Raw genomic sequence first — 18,020 nt, 5'->3', positions numbered from 1 at the left:
AGCGCTGTGGGGGCGACGACAGGTGTCAGTCCTTGACCGCCCCCTCGAGCATCCCGGCGATGAAGTGCCGTTGCAGGAAGAGGTAGACGATGACGACGGGCAGCGCCACGATCGTCGCCCCGGCGGCGAGCAGGGCGTAGCCCTGGGTGTACTGGCCGGAGAAGAAGCCGAGCCCCAGGGGCGCGGTGCGCAGGGCCTCGTTGGTGGGCACCATGACGAGCGGGATGAGGAACTCGTTCCAGGTCCACATGAAGGTGAGCACGACGAGCGTGACGATGGCCGGACGCGCCAGCGGCACGAGCACCTGCCAGAGGATGCGGCTCGTCGAGGCGCCGTCGAGGCGCGCGGCCTCGACGATCGAGCGCGAGCTCGACCGGAACGCCGCCCTCAGCCAGAACGTCCCGAAGGCCACGGACTGCGCCACCTGCGGCAGCGCGATCGCCCAGAACGTGTCGGTGAGACCGACCGAGCGCAGGTCGAAGAAGAGCGGCACGACGATCGCCTCGGCGGGCATCATGATGCCGATGAGCATGAGGTAGAACAGCGCGTCGGCGCCGCGGAACCGCATCGTGCCGAGGGCGAAGCCCGCGAGCACCGACAGCACCGTGCTCACCGCGACGACGAACGTCGACACGAGCAGGCTCGTACGCAGGTAGCTGCCGAACCGCCCGATCTCCCACGCCTGGGCGAGGTTGCCCAGACCGCCCTGCGCCTCGGCGTCGGGCTGGAGGCCGGCGACGACGATGCTCAGCACCGGGTAGGTCGCGAAGACCGCGAAGGCCACGAGGATGACGTAGTTCATCGTTCGCTCGGACGTCGAGACGCGCATCAGTCGGCCACCCTGTCGCCGACGCGGGTGATGACGAAGCTGATCGCGAAGATGACGACCGTGAGGCAGACACCGATGGTGCAGGCGAGCCCGACCTGCCCGATCTCGAAGGCCTGCCGGTAGACCTCGTAGCTCGGCACCGTCGTCTGGTGGCCGGGCCCGCCGGACGTCGTCATGTAGATGAGGTCGAACGTCTTGAGCGCCGCGATGACGGTGAGCGTGAGCGCGACAGCGATCTCACCGCGCACCGACGGCAGCGTCACGGCGAAGAACTCGCGGAACGCACCGGCCCCGTCGAGCCGGGCAGCCTCGTAGAGGTCGCGCGGGATCCGGCCCATCCCCGCGAGGAGCAGCACGGTGACGAGCCCGCTCTCGAACCACGTCCCGATGAGGCCGACGGCGGGCAGCGCGAAGGCGTACTCCCCCAGCCAGCCCCGCGTCCACGACTCGAGCCCGATCGCGGTGAGCACCGAGTTGATCGTCCCGTCGGGGGCATAGATCCGGCGCCACGCGACGGCGATGACGACCATGGCGACGACCTGGGGCAGGAAGACGACGGTCCGGAAGAACCCGAGCCCGCGCACGCTCGCCCGGTGCAGCACCGACGCGAGGACGAGCCCGACGACGAGCGGTACGAGCGCGAAGAACCCCATGAGGACGAGCGCGTGCCCGAACGACGCGCGGAGCCGCTCGTCGGAGAGCACCTCCTGGTAGTTCGAGAGCCCGGCCCACGTGCCGACCGTGAGCCCGTCCCACTCGAAGAGCGAGAGGTGGACGGCCCGCAGCAGCGGGTAGAGGGCGAACACGGCATACACGAGGAACGCCGGGAGGACGTAGAGGTAGCCGATCCGACGCGGCTCCCCCGGCGGGCCGAGCGAGCGCGCACGGGACGCGCGTTCGCTCGGCGGGCGGGTGCGGGTCGGGCGCTCGCTCGGCGGGCGGGTGCGGACCGCCATCACTTGCCGGTGAAGTCGCCGTAGTCCTTCTGTAGCGCCTCGAGGGCCTTCTCGGGTGTCGCCTTCTTGGCGAGGAGGTCCTGGAGCGTCGCGCCGAGGGTGTCACCCATCGTCGGCGTCGCCCAGTCGAGGTAGGGCACGAGGCCGTCGTCCTTCGACACGGTCCCGAACGCCGCGAAGACGTCGGTCCCGAGGGCGTCGGGCGCCTTCTGCTCGGCCGTCTCGACGACCGGCAGGTTGCCGTTGTCGGCGAGGACCTTCATGGCCTCCGGGCTCGTGATGAAGTTGACGTATGCCGCGGCCGCGTCCTTGTTCTTGGCCTTCTGCGTGATCGCGAAGGGCAGACCCGAGCCACCGGTCGTGACGGGCGTGCCGCCCGCCTCGGGGGCCGGCGGGAGCATGAACTTCACGTCGGTCTTCATCGCGGCCGAGAGGTCGGCCTGGAGCCACGAGCCGGCGATGAGGAACAGACCCTTGCCCTTGGTGAAGCCCTGCCACGCGGGGTCGTAGTCCTGGCCGTTGAAGCCGGCGTTGAAGTAGCCCTTGTCGACCCAGTCCACCAAGGTCTGCGCGGCCTTGGTGTTCTCGGGCGTGACCCAGTTGCCGCCGGTCTGGCCGAAGCCGAGCTTGCGGATGTCCTCGGCCTTGGTGAAGCGGCCCTGGACGACGCCGAACACGTGCCCGGCGGGCCACTTCTCGAGGTTGCCGAGGACGAGCGGGGCCTCGCCCTTGGTCTTGGCCGTCGCGAGCGCCGCGTCGAACTCGGCCCACGTCTTGGGAGGGTTGATGCCGAGGGTCTTGAGCTTGGCGTCGTTGTAGAAGATGCCGACGACCTCACCGACCTGCGGCATGCCGTAGAGCGACCCGGAACCGAAGGTCTTGCCGTCGGTCGAGTACGAGGCGACGTTGCGCACCGACTGCGGGTAGCGCTTGTCCCAGCCGTATGCCGTGGCGTAGGGATCGAGGTTGACGAGCTGCCCGGCCTTGACGAACTCCCCCATCTGCGAGCGGGTGTTGTTGGCCTGCACCACGTCCGGCGCGTCGGCACCGGTGAGGGCGAGGCGCAGCGTCTTGACGAGGTCGTCGAACGAGCGGGAGACCCTCTTGATCTTGATGTTGGGGTACTTCTTCTGGAACTCGGCGTTGAGGGTGGACATCTGCTTCTCCTGGCCACCGCGCACCTCCTGGTCCCAGACGGTGAGGGTGACGTCACCGAGCGAGGCGGCGTCGGTCTTGACGGCGTTGGGCGAGGGCGACGATGCGTCGTCCGAGCCACCGTCGGACCCACCGGGGGCGCACGCACTCAGCGCGAGCCCCGCGCCGGCGACGAGTGCGACCAGCGTGGTGCGGGTGCGGTTCATGGTGTCTCCTTGGGAAGCGGTGTGGTGACGGGAGCTGCGGGAGGGGAGGTCGTCGGCGGCCCCGCGTCGGAGCCGGCTGCCTGGGCGTCGGACAGCTTGGCGATCGTGGCGGCGGCGCGGCGCACGGCGCCCACCGGCACGTCGGCCACGAGGTCGTCGAGGAAGGCGAAGCGGCGCTGCACCGAGCGGGCGGCGGCGTTCGACGTCGGCTGGCGACGCACACGCTGCCACCAGTCGGCGATGTCGCCCCAGCCGGGTGCGGCGAGCGAGCCGCCGAACTCCTGCACCGCGAGGCTGGAGCAGAGGGTGGCGAAGTTCATCCGGTCCAGCAGCGGCCACCCAGCCAGGGTCCCGACGAGCATCCCGGCGTCGAAGACGTCGCCCGCGCCGGTGGGGTCGATCGCCTCGACCCGCAGCGCCGGCACCACGGCCTCCTCGCCGGTGCCGGAGTCGATGGCCACGGCGCCGTCCCGGCCGTTGGTGACGACGGCGAGCGGCACGAGGTCGGCGAGGGCGTAGAGCGCGTCGTGCGCGGAGTCGGTGCGGGTGTAGGCCATCGCCTCGACGGCGTTGGGCATGAAGGCGTGGCACTCCTCGAGCTGGGCCAGGACGTCCGGTGACCACTCGCCCGAGGGGTCCCAACCGACGTCGGCGAAGAGCAGCGCGCCACCGGCGGCGGCGCGGTCGGCCCACTCACGCTCGGGATGGCCCTGACCCAGGGGGCGCTCGGCGTCGAGGTCGAGGAGCACGGAGCGGGCCCGCGGGACGGACCCGATCATGTCGGTCGCCGACTCGGGGGCGGTGTGGCCATGGGTGATCATCCGCCGGTCTCCGTGCACGGAGACCGAGACCGTCACCGGGGTGTGCCAGTGCGGGTAGCGGCGCGAGCGCGAGAGGTCGATGCCCTCCTGCTCCTCGAGCGAGCGCCAGCAGAACTCGCCGTAGTCGTCGTCGCCGAAGGCCGCGCCGAGCGAGGTGTGGAGGCCGAGCCGGGCGGCGGCCACCCCGAGGTTGGCGATGCCTCCCGGGCAGGACCCCATGCCGTCGGCCCAGACCTCGGTGCCGCTCTTGGGCATCGCCTGGAGCCCGGTGAAGATGATGTCGAGGAACACCGTGCCCTGCACGAAGACGTCGATCTCGGGGTCGTCGGCACGCCTCAGCGAGGCGAGCGGGTCATACGTCTGGTCCACCGGCACCTCGTCATCGTGGCCCGTCCGCGGCTGGACTGCAAGACCCGGGTGCGCGTTTTTGCGCGTTTCCTCCCCCGGGTTCGTGCTCATCGGCGGGGATGCACCCTCACCCATGGCTGAAAATGCTCACACTTGGTACCTTGCCTGACGTGAAGGTGCAGCGACAGAGCGAGATCCTCGCTCGGGTGCGCGAGGGCGGAAGCGTGTCCGTCAACGAGCTGTCGAGCGCGCTCGACGTGAGCCCGTCGACCATCCGGCGCGACCTGCACCAGCTCGACCGGGCCGGCGTCCTGACCCGCGTCCACGGTGGCGCCGCCGTCACCGCGTCCGACCCCGACACGCTGCGCCCCTTCGACGCCGTCGCCCGGGCCGACGCCGAGGCCAAGACACGGGTCGCGGTGGCCGCGGCCCGACGGGTCCGTGACGGCGAGGTCGTCGCCCTCGACATCGGCACGACGACGGCCCGCATCGCGCAGGAGCTGCGGGGCCGCGCGATCACCGTCGTCACCAACAGCCTCGCCGTGCTCGACGTGCTGCGGGACGACGAGGCGGTCGAGCTGATCCTCCTCGGCGGCATGGTGCGCCGGTCCTACCACTCGCTCGTCGGGGTGCTCACCGAGGACGCCGTCCACCAGATCGGCGTGGACCGCGCGTTCATCGGCACGAGCGGCATCGCGAGCGGCGGCCAGGTCATGGACTCGACCTTCGTCGAGGTGCCGGTCAAGCGCGCGCTCATCGCAGCGGCCCGCGAGGTCGTCGTCGTCGCCGACGGCCACAAGATTCCCGGATCCGGAACCCTGCGGGTGTGCCGGGTGGACCAGGTCGACGTGCTCGTCACCACCGACGGCGCCGACGAGCTCATTCTCGACGAGTGCCGCGAGCGCGGCGTGGAGGTGGACATCGCGTGAAGCTGACGATCCTCGGCGGTGGTGGCTTCCGTGTGCCCCTGGTGCACGGCGCCCTGCTGCGCGACGAGTCCGGGCAAAGGGTGACCGAGGTCGTCCTGCACGACCGCGACGAGCGCCGGCTCACCGCGATGGCTCTCGTCCTCGACCAGCTCGGCTCGGGTCACGCGAACGCCCCCACGGTCACGACGACCACCGACCTCGACGACGCCCTGCGCGGCGCCGACTTCGTCTTCTCGGCCATCCGGGTCGGGGGGCTCGAGGGGCGCACGCGGGACGAGCGGGTCGCCCTCGATCTCGGGGTCCTCGGCCAGGAGACCACTGGTCCCGGTGGGCTCGCCTATGCGCTGCGCACCGTCCCGGTCGCTCTCGACATCGCCCGCCGCACCCGCGAGGTCGCGCCGGACGCGTGGTTCATCAACTTCACCAACCCTGCCGGCATCGTCACGGAGGCGATGCAGTCGGTCCTCGGCGACCGGGTCATCGGGATCTGCGACTCGCCGATCGCCTTGGCGCGCAGGGCCATCGGCGCCCTGGGTCTCGACCCGGCAGCGACCGAGATCGACTACGTCGGGCTCAACCACCTCGGCTGGCTCCGGGGGCTTCGCGTCGACGGTGTCGACCACCTCCCCCGCCTCCTCTCCGACCCCGTCGCCCTCGAGACCCTCGAGGAGGGGCGACTCTTCGGACCCGAGTGGCTGGCCGCCCTCGGTGCCATCCCCAACGAGTACCTCTACTACTACTACTTCGCCCGTGAGGCCCGGTCCTCGATCCTCGCCGCCCCCCAGACGCGCGGCGAGTTCCTGCGCGAGCAGCAGGACGCCTTCTACGCCTCGGTCGAGTCGGCTCCCGGCGACGCCGCGGCGGAGTGGCACCGGGTGCGCGAGGAGCGCGACGCCACCTACATGAAGGAGGCGCGCGCCGAGGACGAGCAGCGCGACGAGGCGGACGTCTCCGGTGGTGGCTACGAGGGCGTCGCCCTCGCGATCATGGCCGCCATCAGCCGCGGCGAACGCTCCTCGATGATCCTCAACGTCCGCGGCGACGCAGCCCTGCCCGGTATGCCGGACGGTGCCGTCGTCGAGATCCCGTGCGTCGTGGACCGCGACGGGCCCACTCCCCAACGGCTCGCGCCGGTCGAGGGCCACATGCTCGGGCTCATGCAGGAGGTCAAGGCCGTCGAGCGCCTCGTCATCGAGGCCGCGACCACCAGCTCCGAAGCGGCCGCGCTGAAGGCGTTCGCCCTGCACCCGCTCGTCGACTCGGTGACGACCGCCCGCGCCCTGCTCGAGGGCTACCGGCGCGCGCACCCGGGCATCGCGGAGCTGCTCGGCCGGCCCTGAACCGGCACTGATCCCGGCCGTGACCCCGGCACTGCGGGTCAGGCCCCGACGACCTCGCCGTCGTCGAGCTCGATGACCGAGTCGGCTCGCGCCGCGGCCTCGGGGTCGTGCGTCGCCATGATGACGATCGCGCCCGCGTCGGCCTGTGCCCGCATGAGGTCGAGGACGCGCTCACGGTTGTCGTGGTCGAGCTCGCTCGTGGGCTCGTCGGCGAGCAGCACGGTCGCGCCGATGGCCAGCCCGCGGGCCACGGCGGCGCGTTGCTGCTGGCCGCCGCTCAGCTCCTCGATGAGGTGCGTGCCCGACTCCCCCAGGCCGACCGCGGCGAGCGCCGCGGTGGCGCGCTGGGCTGCGTCCTCGGGGCTGTGTCCCCGTGCGCGCAGCGGCGCCAGGACGTTCTCGTATGCCGTGAGCACGCTCGCGAGCCCGTTGCCCTGCGGGATGATCGCGACGGCCCTCGGGTCGCGCTTCGCCGAGGGCCCTTCGCCGAGGTCGACCTCTCCGGCTGCCAGCGGGACGATTCCGGCGATGGCGTTGATGAGGGTCGTCTTGCCCGCCCCGGAGTGCCCGGTCACGGCGACGAACTGCCCGGGGCGAGCCGAGAGTGACACACCGCGCAGCGCCGTGACGTCGCCGTAGGTGACACCCACGCCCCGCACCTCGACCACGGCCCCGTCGGCGCGGTCCTCGACGCCGACCGGCGCCGTCCCAGCAGGGGCCGGGACGCGCGCTCCCGGCCCGTCAGGGGCGCCGTCGGGCGCGCCACGACCACCGCGGTTCGGGAGCCGGAGCGGCGGCCGCCGCTCAGAGTGCTTGCCCATCGGGCACCTCCTCGACCTCGTCCTTGACGAGCGTCCATCCCTGTTCCGACTCCACGAGCCGGACCAGAGTGCCCGGTGTGAGGCTGGCGAGCACGTGCGGTGGCAGCGGCACGGAGCCGTCGGCCGAGACGACAGCGAACTCCTCGCCCTGCCTCCCCTCCGCACCGACCCGGCCGTCACGGATGGTGACCGTGCGCGGCATACGGGCGGCGACCTCGGGGTCGTGGGTCACGACGATGACGGTCGTGCCCCACGTCGCGTTGATGTCGCTGAGCGTCTGCAGGACCTGGTCGCGCGCCTCGTGGTCGAGCTGGCTCGTCGGCTCGTCCCCGAGCAGGAGTCCCGGCCGGGTCGACACCGCCACGGCGAGGGCCCCGCGCTGGAGCTCGCCGGGGGTGAGCGACGACAGCGGCAGGTCCGCACGGTCCGTGAGGCGGACCAGCTCGAGCACCTCGTCGACGGGGACGGTCTCGGCGTCCTTCGCGCGGCGCGAGCCCTGGACGAAGGTGATGTTCTCGCGCATCGTCTTGTGCGGGATGAGGTTGCGAGAGGCTCCCTGCAGGACGATCCCCACCTCGCGGCCGCGCAGTGCGTCGAGGTCGGGCTCGGACATCCGCGACAGCTCGTGCTCACCGATCCGGATCCGGCCGGCGCTGGGACGGAGCAGCCCGCCGAAGAGCGTGAGGAGGGTCGACTTGCCCGCGCCCGAGGGGCCCAGCAGCGCGAGCATCTCGCCTGCCTGGACCGAGAGGTCCACGCCGGCGAGGGCGGCGACGTCGTGGTGCTCGGCGCGATAGATGTGCACGAGACCTGCGGTCAGCACGGGCAGCCCGGTCACCACGCCTCCCTCAGTCGGTCGATGTCACCGTGGCTCGAGGACCTCAGCGCGAGCACCGACGCCACGGCGGCGAGCACGAGGGCGGTGGCGACCCACGCCCCGGCCATGACGACCCACGACGGGCTGAGGTCGAGCGCCGGCACCGGTGCCGGGGTGTCGAAGAGCGGGATGAGCGGCATGGCGAGGACGGCGCCGGTCACACCACAGGCGGCACCGACGAGCGCGGCCAGGACCACCGGCACGACGGCCTCGCGCACGGTCGCCCGTCGCAGGTCCCGTCCGGACACCCCTGCGACGCGCAGCGCCGCGATGTCGCGGGTGACGACCCGACCCGTCGTCATCGCGACGACGACGAGCATGACCGCGGCCAGGAGCAGCGACAGCAGCGCGGTGAACAGGCCGAGCAGCAGGCCCCACCCGGTGGCGGACTCGTCGAGCAGCCGCTTGCTCTCGGGCAGCGACCTCGTCGACAGGATCTCGAGCCCCTTGTCCCGCAGCACGCGTTCGGCGCCGGCCACCCCGCCCGGGAAGCCCTCGTCGATCCAGACCTCCATCGAGCCCGTCGTCGGCAGCCGGCCACCGATGCGCAGCATGAGGTCGAGGTTGACCAGGGCGCCACGGTTGCCCACGAAGGGCAGCGCCGGCACGCGCTGCTCGGCACTCGCGGGAGTCGTGCGCCCGGCGAGGCTCTGGATGTCGAAGCGCTCTGCCGTCCCGCCCGACGGGATGCGCCCCGAGAGCACGGCGGGGACGACCTCGGGTGCGTCGGCCCGGCTCACGGAGGCGTTGCGGCCGGTGTTGCTGAACGACAGTCGCAGACCGCCGCGGGGAGCAGCGGCGAGCGAGATGGAGTCGGTGACCGGGCCGGCGAGCTCCATGGGCAGGCCCGTCGCCGGGTCGATGACGGTCCCGCCTCCCCCGCTGAGGTTCGCGGCCTCGCCACGCGGCTTGAGCCAGCCGGAGAGGTCGTCGATGCCCAGCGGCTTGCCGTCGAGCGCGAACCCGGACAGGTCGACGGAGCCCTGGACCGCCTCGAGGGCCTGCCCCTGCGCGACCTGGACCCAGACGGACTGCAGCCGGCAGCCCGTCGGGCACAGGACCGGGGCGTTGACCGCCCGTGTGCCCTTGCCCGTGAACGGGAGCGTGGCGATGTCGCGCGTGAGGACCTCGCCGGCCGGTGTCGTCACGGTGATGCCCACACGCAGGGGCTCGGCGTCGACCGGCCCGGGCACCCACGTCTTGGCGTCGACCCCCTCAGGGGCCGGGCCGAAGCCGAAGCCGACCGGCGTGACGTCGAAGTCGAGCCTGGCCGTGAGCCGGTCGCCGTCGAGGCGCACCGGGTCCTGGGCAGGCAGCGCGAGGGCCCTGAGGTCGAGGCCCACCTGTGCCGGCGGCGCCCAGGCAATCCTTCGGAGCTGGTCCGGACGCGCCGCCAGGGTCGTCGTCGAGTCGGGGTCGCGCTGCGTCACGAAGCCCACCGGCATCGCGTGCTCGCGCTGCCCCGCGGGCAGCTGGTCGACCACCCGCGCCACCGCGGTCGGGTCCTTGGACCCCGTGCGCAGGGCGGCGAAGGCACCGACGGTCACCTTCGCGCGGTTCTCGCGGTTGCGGTCGGCGACGGAGACGGCGTTGGCGGCGAAGACGACGAGCGCCGAGACCGCCGTGACGACGAGCAGCACGTGGCGGGTCGTGGGGCGCCGGGCGATCGCGAGCCCGGCCAGTCCCGAGCCCAGCCTGCCGCCGTCCAGTGCGCGGCGTCCCAGACGGGTCGCGAGCAGGACGACGACGACACCGAGCAGCGCACCGGCGGCGAGGGCGAGGAGCGTCGGCGTGAGGATCGCCATGGGCCCCGTGATCTGGCCGGTGACGATGCCGATGACCCCCACCGCGGCCAGCACGACGAGGATGACGTCGCCGACGCGCAGGTTGCGTGACGTCGTGGCGGGCGGGACGCTGCGCAGCAGCGAGGCGATCGGCTCACGCAGGACGGGCCGCGCGGCGGCATACACGACCGCGAGCGAGGCGAGGCCGGCGACGGCGGCCGCGAGCGGCACCTGCCAGCCGAGCTCGAACGGCACCCCCGGCGGCAGGACGACGCGACGCACGAGCTCGCTGAGCCCGATCGCGATGGCGACCCCGAGCGGCAGGCCGAGCAGGACGGTGAGCCCGAGCTCGGCGATGACGAGCCTGCGGCTGGCCTCACGGCTGCGCCCCCGGAGTCGGGAGACCGCGATCTCGGGGCGCCGCTGGGCCACCGCCGCACCGGCGACGAGGACGAGGACGGCGAGCGCCACGGCGACGAGCTGGGCGATGAGCAGCGGGACGAGCTGGCGCACCAGACCCTTGCCGTCCGCGACCTGCTGGGCGATCTTGGGCAACGGGCTGTCGACGGTGGCCAGGCTCGCGGGCCGCAGCCCTGCGACGGCCGTCCCCGCGGCCGAGAGCGAGTCGAGGGTGATCCGCGAGGTCCGCAGGCGGTAGTCCACCGAGAGCTGGGCGTTCTGCCACCCCTTCGTGATCCCCGCGGGAGCCACGACGAAGTCGTCGATGGCCGGCACGAGGTCGCCGTAGTCGACGACCTTGCCGGACTTGCCCTGGAGCTCGGTGCGCAGCCAGTAGTCGGGGTCGGGCTTCGCGGTGTAGATGCCCGACACGACGTAGGGCCTGGGCGCGCCGTTGTTGTCGCTGAGCACCAGCGCGGTGCCGAGCTTCCACCCCCACACCTTGGCGTCGGCGGCGGAGACGAGGAGGTCCTCCTCACCGGAGGGACAGGCGCCCTCGCTCAGGGTGAGGTGGTCGCAGACCTCGTCACGGGCGACGAGCCGCACGGGCGAGGGCTTCTTGCCCCGGGTGGGGACGACGTCGGTGTTCGCCGTCGTCATCGAGACACCGGGGTAGTACCACTGGTCGAGCGTCCGCGGCATCTCCTGCTCGACGGTGCTCGCGCTCAGCTCGGGATCCTGGGTGCGGGTCGCGAGGAGGCCGAGCTTGAGGTCGGCGGCCTCGAGGCGACCGAGGGTGGCACGCAGGAGCGCCTGGTCGATCGAGCGCGAGAACAGCGGTGCGAAGGCGGCACACGACGCCACGAGCGCCGAGATGAGGATGAGGACGAGGGACTGCCCACCGCGGTAGCGGATCGCCTTCCACATGCGTTTGGTCCCCCCGGAGTGAGGTGTGGCGTGTCGCGGTCCCGCTCACGCTAGACCGGCCGGAGGCGACCTGACAGAACTTCCACCAACCGTGACGGTTTCGAAACTTCTTGCCACAACCCCGTGGTGGGCTCAGCCCTGGGACTGCTCCGCGATGGTCGCCTCGAGCCGCTCGAGCTTGCCCTCGAGCTCGCCCGTCCTGCCGGGCCGGATGTCCGCCTTGAGCACGAGCCCGACGCGCGGGCCGTGGGCGGCGAGCGCGTCGACGCACGCCTTGACCACGGCCATGCACTCGTCCCACTCCCCCTCGATCGTCGTGAACATCGCGTCGGTGCGGTGGGGCAGACCGCTCTCGCGCACGATGCGCACGGCCTCGGCGACGGGACCGGTCACCCCGCCCTGGTCGTCGGACACGGACGGGGAGACGGAGAAGGCGACGAGCATGGGCCCACCGTATGCCGTCCGCCCCCGTCGTGTGCGTCCGGCTCAGACCGCCTCGGGAGACAGGAACGCGTGGACGAGCGGGACGACGCCCGCGCCCTCGCCGCTCGCCGAGGCGACCCGCTTCATCGAGCCGCAGCGGATGTCGCCGGCGACGAAGACCCCCGGCACGGTGGTCGCGTAGGGCGCGGGTGGCCGGCCCCCCTGCCACGACTGCCACGGCGTGTCCGCGCCGGAGAGGACGAACCCGAGGTCGTCGCGGGCGACCTCGGGCGGGAGCCAGTGGCAGGTCGGCTGGGCGCCCAGCAGGAGGTAGAGCCCGGCGGCGTCGACCCGCTCCTCGGCGCCGGTGCCGACGTCGCTCAGGGTGAGCCACTCGAGGTGGCCCTCGCCACCGCCGTCGGTGACGACCGTGCGTGGACGCACGCTGATGCGAGGGTTCCCCTCGATCTCGCGGATGAGATAGCTCGACATGGTCGCGGCGAGACCCTCCCGGCGCACGAGGATCGTCACGTGGCTGGCGAAGCGCGCGAGGTGCACCGCCGCCTGCCCGGCGCTGTTGCCGCCGCCGACGACGTAGACCTGCTTGTGCTTGACCTCGCGCGAGGTGCTCGCCGCCGCCCCGTAGTTGACGCCACGACCGAGCAGCTCCTCCAGCGCGTCGACCCCGAGCCGCCGGTAGTCGACACCGGTGGCGATGAGCACGGTGCGGCCGCGCACGCTGTCGCCCCCGAGTTCGACGACGTGGCACCCGTCGGGGCCCTCACCGATCCGCAGCGCCGTGACCTCCTGCCCGGCGAGGAAGCGTGCGCCGAACCGCACGGCCTGCGAGCGCGCCCGCTGGGCCAGCCGCATGCCGGAGATCCCGCGCGGGAAGCCCAGGTAGTTGCGGATCATCGAGCTCGTCCCCGCCTGGCCGCCGATCGGACCCTGGTCAATGATGAGCGTGTCGAGCCCCTCCGACGCCGCATAGACCGCCGCGCCCAGACCCGCGGGTCCCGCACCGACGATGACGAGGTCGCAGATGGCGTCCTCACCGATGTCGGTGGGCCGGCCGTAGAGCACGGCACCGAGGTCGGCGTTCGACGGGTTGGACAGCAGGTAGTCGTCGTTCGGCGCCTGGAGCAGCGGCATCGAGGCCTCCGGTCCGGCCGCGGCGAGGGCCGCGACACCGGCCGGGCTGTCGGACGTGTGCACCGTGTTGGGCAGCCCCATCCGGTCGAGGAAGTCACGGATCCGGGTCAGGTCCGGGGACGGCCCGTCCGCGATGATCCGGGTGCCGTCGATCTCCGAGTAGCTCACCGACTGCGCCCAGTCCGAGAGCGTCTCGGAGATCGCCGTGTGGAACTCCTCGTCCCGGGCCCCCTGCGGCAGCATGAGATAGAGGTCGAGCCGGCCCTCGGCGAGGCTCTCGCGCATCACCTCGACCGAGCCACGGAAGCGCTCGACCGGCACGTAGACGAGCCGCCGGGCGCTCGGCATGAACTTCTGGAACTTCGCGAGCAGGTGCGTGGCCTTCTCGCCGCCGGCGAAGAACTCGCACGCCGCGAGCGCCACCGGGCGGCGGCCCGATTTCAGCTCGGTGAGGACCTCGATCGCCTCCTCCATCGAGGTCGGCGCGACGATCTCGTAGTCGGAGGAGTAGCGCTGGGTCATGACGTCGACCATGGCCTGCCTGTACTCGGCGCCGAGGACGAGGATGACGGGGGTCGGACGGGTGCCGGGTGGAGTCACCCGGATCACGCTACTGCGACGACGGCAGTGCAGTCACCGCTCCGACGACCCGGCTCGCGGCGGCATACACGTCGGTCCTCCCGGAGGCGACTGCCGAGGCGAGCTCGTCCGAGACGAGACCGCCCTCTCCGCCGAGCCGTCGACGCAGCTCGGCCAGGGCGATGGCCTCGATCTCGGACCGTGCTCGCTGGCTGCGCCGCGCCTCGAGGGCGCCGGACTCCTCGAGCCAGCTGCGGTGCGCGTCAAGCGCTTCGAGCAGATCCGGTATGCCGTCCGCCCGGCTCGCGACGGTCCTCACCACCGGGGTCCGCCAGTCGACCGAGCGCTCGCGGTTGCCGAGCTGGATCATGTGCCGGAGGTCGCGGACCGTGTCGTCGGCCCCGTCGCGGTCGGCCTTGTTGACGACGAAGACGTCACCGATCTCGAGGATCCCCGCCTTGGCGGCCTGGATGCCGTCGCCCATGCCCGGTGCGACGATGACGACGGTGGTGTCTGCGCGGGCGGCCACCTCGACCTCGGACTGCCCCACCCCGACCGTCTCGAGCAGGACGACGTCGAAGCCGGCGGCGTCGAGGACGCGCAGCGCCTGGGGCGTCGCGAACGACAGCCCGCCCAGGTGACCACGGGACGCGACCGAGCGGAGGAAGACGCCCGGGTCGGTCGCGTGTTGCTCCATCCGGATGCGGTCACCGAGGAGGGCTCCGCCGGAGAAGGGCGACGACGGGTCGACCGCGAGGACCGCGACACGCTGGTCGCGCGCCCGCAGCGCGGTGATGAGTGCCGCCGTGGTCGTCGACTTGCCGACACCGGGCGACCCGGTGAGACCGACGACGTGGGCGTGGCCGCCGTGCGGGGCGAGCGCCGCCATCACCTCGGGCAGGGCGGGGTGGCCGTCCTCGACGAGCGAGATGAGCCGGGCCACCGCACGCGAACGCCCCTCCCTCGCGTCGGAGACGAGGGAGGGGACGTCGACGGTGCGGGGTGTCGTCGCGATGACGCCGTCCCGGGGTGCGGCTGGTCCGGGGACCGTCAGCCGGCCGAGGGCACGGTGAGGATGAGGGCGTCGCCCTGACCGCCACCACCGCACAGGGCGGCCGCTCCGGTGCCACCGCCGCGGCGCTTGAGCTCGAGGGCGAGCGTGAGGACGACGCGGGCGCCGGACATGCCGAGCGGGTGGCCCAGGGCGATGGCGCCACCGTTGGGGTTGACCTTGTCGGCGTCGAGCCCGAGCTCCTTGGCCGAGGCGAGGCCCACGGCCGAGAAGGCCTCGTTGATCTCGACGACGTCGAGGTCCGTGAGTGCGATGCCCGCCCGGTCGCAGGCCTTCTTGATGGCGTTGGCCGGCTGGCTCTGCAGGCTCGAGTCGGGCCCGGCGACGACGCCGTGGGCGCCGATCTCGGCGAGCCACGTGAGGCCGAGCTCCTCGGCCCGCGACTTCTTCATGACGACGACGGCGCAGGCGCCGTCGGAGATCTGGGAGGCCGAGCCGGCCGTGATCGTGCCGTCCTTGGCGAACGCGGGGCGCAGCCGCGACAGCGACTCGACGGTCGTGTCGGCGCGGATGCCCTCGTCCTCCTTGAACTCGACGGGGTCACCCTTGCGCTGGGGGATGGAGACGGGGACGACCTCGTCGTCAAAGAAGCCGTCCTTCCAGGCCTTGGCGGCATTCTGGTGGCTGCGCGCGGCGAAGGCGTCCTGCTCCTCGCGGGTGAACGCCTTGGCGTCGACGTTGTGCGCCTCGGTGAGCGCACCCATGGCCTGGTCGGTGAGCACGTCGTAGAGACCGTCGAAGGCCATCGAGTCCTGGAGGGTGACGTCGCCGTACTTGTAGCCGTCACGGCTCTTGGGCAGCAGGTGCGGCGCGTTGGTCATCGACTCCTGGCCACCGGCCACGACGACGTCGAACTCACCGGCGCGCACGAGCTGGTCGGCGAGCGCGATGGCGTCGAGGCCCGACAGGCAGACCTTGTTGACGGTGAGCGCGGGCACCGAGAGCGGGATGCCGGCCTTGGCCGCCGCTTGGCGTGCGGGGATCTGTCCCTCGCCCGCCGTGAGGACCTGACCCATGATGACGTAGTCGACGTCCTCGGGCTTGACCCCGGACTTGTCGAGGGCGCCCTTGATGGCGAACCCGCCGAGGTCGGAGCCACTGAAGCCCTTGAGGCTGCCGCTCATGCGTCCCATCGGGGTCCGCGCCCCGGCGACGATGACGGTGGGATCGGTGTTCGGGGTCGAGGGGGTGCTCACTGCGTGTCCTCCAACGTCGGTGTCGGGCTGGCGCCCAGTTCGGTTCCGATGCTAGTTCCTGCCACGGAGGGCGCCCACCCCCGCTGTGACCGATGTCCCGTAGGTGTCGATCACCACACCCGCAACACCTGTATGCCGTGCGCTCGCCTCCCTAGGCTCGCCCCATGAATTCCGCTCCGGACGGGTCCGTGCCTGCTCTGTTCACCGCGATCGACCACGTCGGTGTCGCCGTGGTCGACCTCGACGAGGCGATCGCGTTCTACCGCGACACCTACGGGATGACCCTCGCCCACGAGGAGGTCAACGAGGAGCAGGGCGTCCGCGAGGCGATGATGGCGGTCGGCGGGTCCGGCTCGCACGTCCAGCTCCTCGCGCCGCTGTCGCCCGACTCGACGATCGCGAAGTTCCTCGACCGCTCCGGCCCGGGTGTCCAGCAGGTCGCCTACCGCGTCGAGGACATCGACGCCGTGAGCGCGACCCTGCGTGAGCGCGGCCTGCGCCTGCTCTACGACGAGCCGAAGCGCGGCACCTCCGACAGCCGCGTCAACTTCATCCACCCCAAGGACGCCGGCGGCATCCTCGTCGAGCTCGTCGAGCCCGCCCCCACCTCCCACTGACCGCCCGTCCCAGCGCCCACCACCCGCCCTTCGCACACACGACCCAAGGAGCACGACGACCCATGGACCAGATCCGCGACGCCATCCTCAGCGGGGACCGCACCGAGGAGACCTACGCGAACCTCTCCATCCCGCAGACCTACCGTGCGGTGACCGTGCACAAGGACGAGGTCGACATGTTCGAGGGGCTCGCGTCCCGCGACAAGGACCCGCGCAAGTCGCTCCACGTGGACGACGTGCCGGTCCCCGAGCTCGCGCCGGGCGAGGCCCTCGTCGCCGTCATGGCGAGTGCGATCAACTACAACACCGTGTGGACGTCGATCTTCGAGCCGGTCTCGACCTTCGGGTTCCTCGAGCGCTACGGCCGCACCTCCGAGTACGCCAAGCGTCACGACCTGCCCTACCACGTCGTGGGCTCCGACCTCGCGGGCGTCGTGCTGCGCACCGGCCCCGGCGTCGGCAAGTGGAAGCCCGGCCAGGAGGTCGTCGCGCACTGCCTCAGCGTCGAGCTCGAGGACGCCGACGGCCACAACGACACGATGCTCGACCCGCAGCAGCGCATCTGGGGCTTCGAGACCAACTTCGGCGGCCTCGCCGAGCTGGCCATCGTCAAGGCCAACCAGCTCATGCCCAAGCCCACGCACCTGTCGTGGGAGGAGGCGGCCTCCCCCGGTCTGGTGAACAGCACGGCATACCGGCAGCTCATCTCCAAGAACGGTGCGGCCCTCAAGCTCGGTGACCGCGTCCTCATCTGGGGTGCCTCCGGCGGGCTCGGCTCCTACGCCACGCAGATGGCCCTCGCCGCCGGCGCCACCCCCATCTGCGTCGTCTCCTCGCCCGAGAAGGCCGAGATCTGCCGCGCCATGGGCGCCGAGCTCATCATCGACCGCAACGCCGAGGGCTACCGCTTCTGGAACGACGAGAACACCGCGCAGGACCCCAAGGAGTGGCAGCGCCTGGGCAAGAAGATCCGCGAGCTCACCGGCGGCCACGACGTCGACATCGTCTTCGAGCACCCGGGCCGCGAGACCTTCGGCGCCAGCGTCTACGTCGCGCGCAAGGGCGGAACCATCGTCACCTGTGCCTCGACCTCGGGCTACATGCACGAGTACGACAACCGCTACCTCTGGATGAACCTCAAGAACATCCTCTCCTCGCACTTCGCGAACTACCGCGAGGCCTGGGAGGCCAACGCCCTCATCGACCGGGGCCTCATCCACCCCACCCTGTCGAAGACCTACACGATGGACGAGGTCGGCCAGGCCGCCCTCGACGTCCACCACAACCTCCACCAGGGCAAGGTCGGCGTCCTCACCCTCGCCCCCGAGGCCGGGCTCGGCATCACCGACCCCGAGAAGCGCGCCAAGTACGAGACCGAGATCAACCGCTTCCGCGACGCCTGACCAAACCAAGACCTGGAAGAGGCAATGCCATGCGGCGCTCGGCGTGAGTCGAGCGCCGCACGGCCCTTCTCGCGACTCACGCGTGACGTCGAGCGCCGCATGGCGCCTTTCGGGGCGTGCGTCGGTACGCCGGCCTGACGACGAGACGGGAGAAGACATTCCGTCCGGGGCCGGCGTGCCGCTAGC

The 18,020-nt window shown here is 71.8% G+C and carries 15 protein-coding genes; 4 read left to right on the top strand and 11 right to left on the bottom strand.

All coding sequences use genetic code 11. The features are described from left to right. Positions 1 to 25: 25 nt before the first annotated feature. The 4 genes from KLO01_RS16820 to KLO01_RS16805 are packed head-to-tail and all read right to left on the bottom strand — an operon-like array spanning position 26 to position 4,342. Positions 26 to 829, bottom strand: a complete 804-nt coding sequence (locus tag KLO01_RS16820) for a carbohydrate ABC transporter permease (protein ID WP_147067325.1) — start codon at positions 827 to 829, stop codon at positions 26 to 28. Then, complete coding sequence (locus KLO01_RS16815; RefSeq protein WP_246136282.1) at positions 829 to 1,785, bottom strand: carbohydrate ABC transporter permease; 957 nt, start codon at positions 1,783 to 1,785, stop codon at positions 829 to 831. Before KLO01_RS16815 ends, KLO01_RS16820 begins: the two co-directional genes overlap by 1 nt. Further along, the gene (locus KLO01_RS16810) at positions 1,785 to 3,146 is read right to left on the bottom strand and encodes an extracellular solute-binding protein (RefSeq protein WP_147067322.1); all 1,362 of its coding nucleotides are present in this window, start codon (positions 3,144 to 3,146) and stop codon (positions 1,785 to 1,787) included. Before KLO01_RS16810 ends, KLO01_RS16815 begins: the two co-directional genes overlap by 1 nt. Further along, positions 3,143 to 4,342 carry a PfkB family carbohydrate kinase gene (locus KLO01_RS16805; RefSeq protein WP_246136281.1) on the bottom strand — a complete coding sequence of 400 codons (1,200 nt, stop codon included), beginning with the start codon at positions 4,340 to 4,342 and terminating at the stop codon, positions 3,143 to 3,145. The genes KLO01_RS16810 and KLO01_RS16805 overlap by 4 nt, the downstream gene beginning before the upstream one ends. A gap of 143 nt (positions 4,343 to 4,485) precedes the next feature. Between KLO01_RS16805 and KLO01_RS16800 the strand changes: the two genes are divergently transcribed. Beyond that, entirely contained in the window at positions 4,486 to 5,244 is a 759-nt protein-coding gene (locus KLO01_RS16800; RefSeq protein ID WP_147067351.1) for a DeoR/GlpR family DNA-binding transcription regulator, read from the top strand. After that, complete coding sequence (locus tag KLO01_RS16795) at positions 5,241 to 6,584, top strand: 6-phospho-beta-glucosidase (RefSeq protein WP_147067319.1); 1,344 nt, start codon at positions 5,241 to 5,243, stop codon at positions 6,582 to 6,584. The genes KLO01_RS16800 and KLO01_RS16795 overlap by 4 nt, the downstream gene beginning before the upstream one ends. Before the next feature lie 38 nt (positions 6,585 to 6,622). Here KLO01_RS16795 and KLO01_RS16790 read toward each other — a convergent pair whose 3' ends face one another. From KLO01_RS16790 to KLO01_RS16760, 7 genes are all read right to left on the bottom strand, one after another. Further along, entirely contained in the window at positions 6,623 to 7,405 is a 783-nt protein-coding gene (locus KLO01_RS16790; RefSeq protein WP_147067317.1) for an ABC transporter ATP-binding protein, read from the bottom strand. Continuing rightward, complete coding sequence (locus KLO01_RS16785) at positions 7,389 to 8,243, bottom strand: ABC transporter ATP-binding protein (protein ID WP_246136280.1); 855 nt, start codon at positions 8,241 to 8,243, stop codon at positions 7,389 to 7,391. Before KLO01_RS16785 ends, KLO01_RS16790 begins: the two co-directional genes overlap by 17 nt. Next, positions 8,240 to 11,392, bottom strand: a complete 3,153-nt coding sequence (locus KLO01_RS16780; protein WP_147067313.1) for an FtsX-like permease family protein — start codon at positions 11,390 to 11,392, stop codon at positions 8,240 to 8,242. The genes KLO01_RS16785 and KLO01_RS16780 overlap by 4 nt, the downstream gene beginning before the upstream one ends. Positions 11,393 to 11,524: 132 nt before the next feature. After that, complete coding sequence (locus tag KLO01_RS16775) at positions 11,525 to 11,836, bottom strand: thiamine-binding protein (protein ID WP_147067311.1); 312 nt, start codon at positions 11,834 to 11,836, stop codon at positions 11,525 to 11,527. Between the two features lie 42 nt (positions 11,837 to 11,878). Then, the gene (locus tag KLO01_RS16770; RefSeq protein WP_147067309.1) at positions 11,879 to 13,567 is read right to left on the bottom strand and encodes an NAD(P)/FAD-dependent oxidoreductase; all 1,689 of its coding nucleotides are present in this window, start codon (positions 13,565 to 13,567) and stop codon (positions 11,879 to 11,881) included. A gap of 10 nt (positions 13,568 to 13,577) precedes the next feature. Next, positions 13,578 to 14,561 carry a methylmalonyl Co-A mutase-associated GTPase MeaB gene (meaB, locus tag KLO01_RS16765; RefSeq protein WP_147067349.1) on the bottom strand — a complete coding sequence of 328 codons (984 nt, stop codon included), beginning with the start codon at positions 14,559 to 14,561 and terminating at the stop codon, positions 13,578 to 13,580. A 35-nt stretch (positions 14,562 to 14,596) separates the two neighbouring features. Continuing rightward, on the bottom strand, positions 14,597 to 15,814 hold the full coding sequence (locus KLO01_RS16760) for an acetyl-CoA C-acetyltransferase (protein WP_147067306.1): 1,218 nt from the start codon (positions 15,812 to 15,814) through the stop codon (positions 14,597 to 14,599). Positions 15,815 to 15,978: 164 nt separating this feature from the next. Here KLO01_RS16760 and mce point away from each other — a divergent pair, with 164 nt between their 5' ends. Continuing rightward, the gene (gene mce, locus KLO01_RS16755) at positions 15,979 to 16,431 is read left to right on the top strand and encodes a methylmalonyl-CoA epimerase (RefSeq protein WP_147067304.1); all 453 of its coding nucleotides are present in this window, start codon (positions 15,979 to 15,981) and stop codon (positions 16,429 to 16,431) included. A gap of 62 nt (positions 16,432 to 16,493) precedes the next feature. Then, positions 16,494 to 17,834 (top strand): crotonyl-CoA carboxylase/reductase, encoded by a 1,341-nt coding sequence (gene ccrA / locus KLO01_RS16750; RefSeq protein ID WP_147067302.1) that lies wholly within the window; start codon positions 16,494 to 16,496, stop codon positions 17,832 to 17,834. The last annotated feature ends 186 nt before the right edge of the window (positions 17,835 to 18,020 follow it).

This window comes from Knoellia locipacati (assembly GCF_007992835.1).
GTDB lineage: Bacteria > Actinomycetota > Actinomycetes > Actinomycetales > Dermatophilaceae > Knoellia > Knoellia locipacati.
Note: the sequence above shows the minus strand (reverse complement) of the source record. Positions and strands in the feature narration are given on the sequence as shown.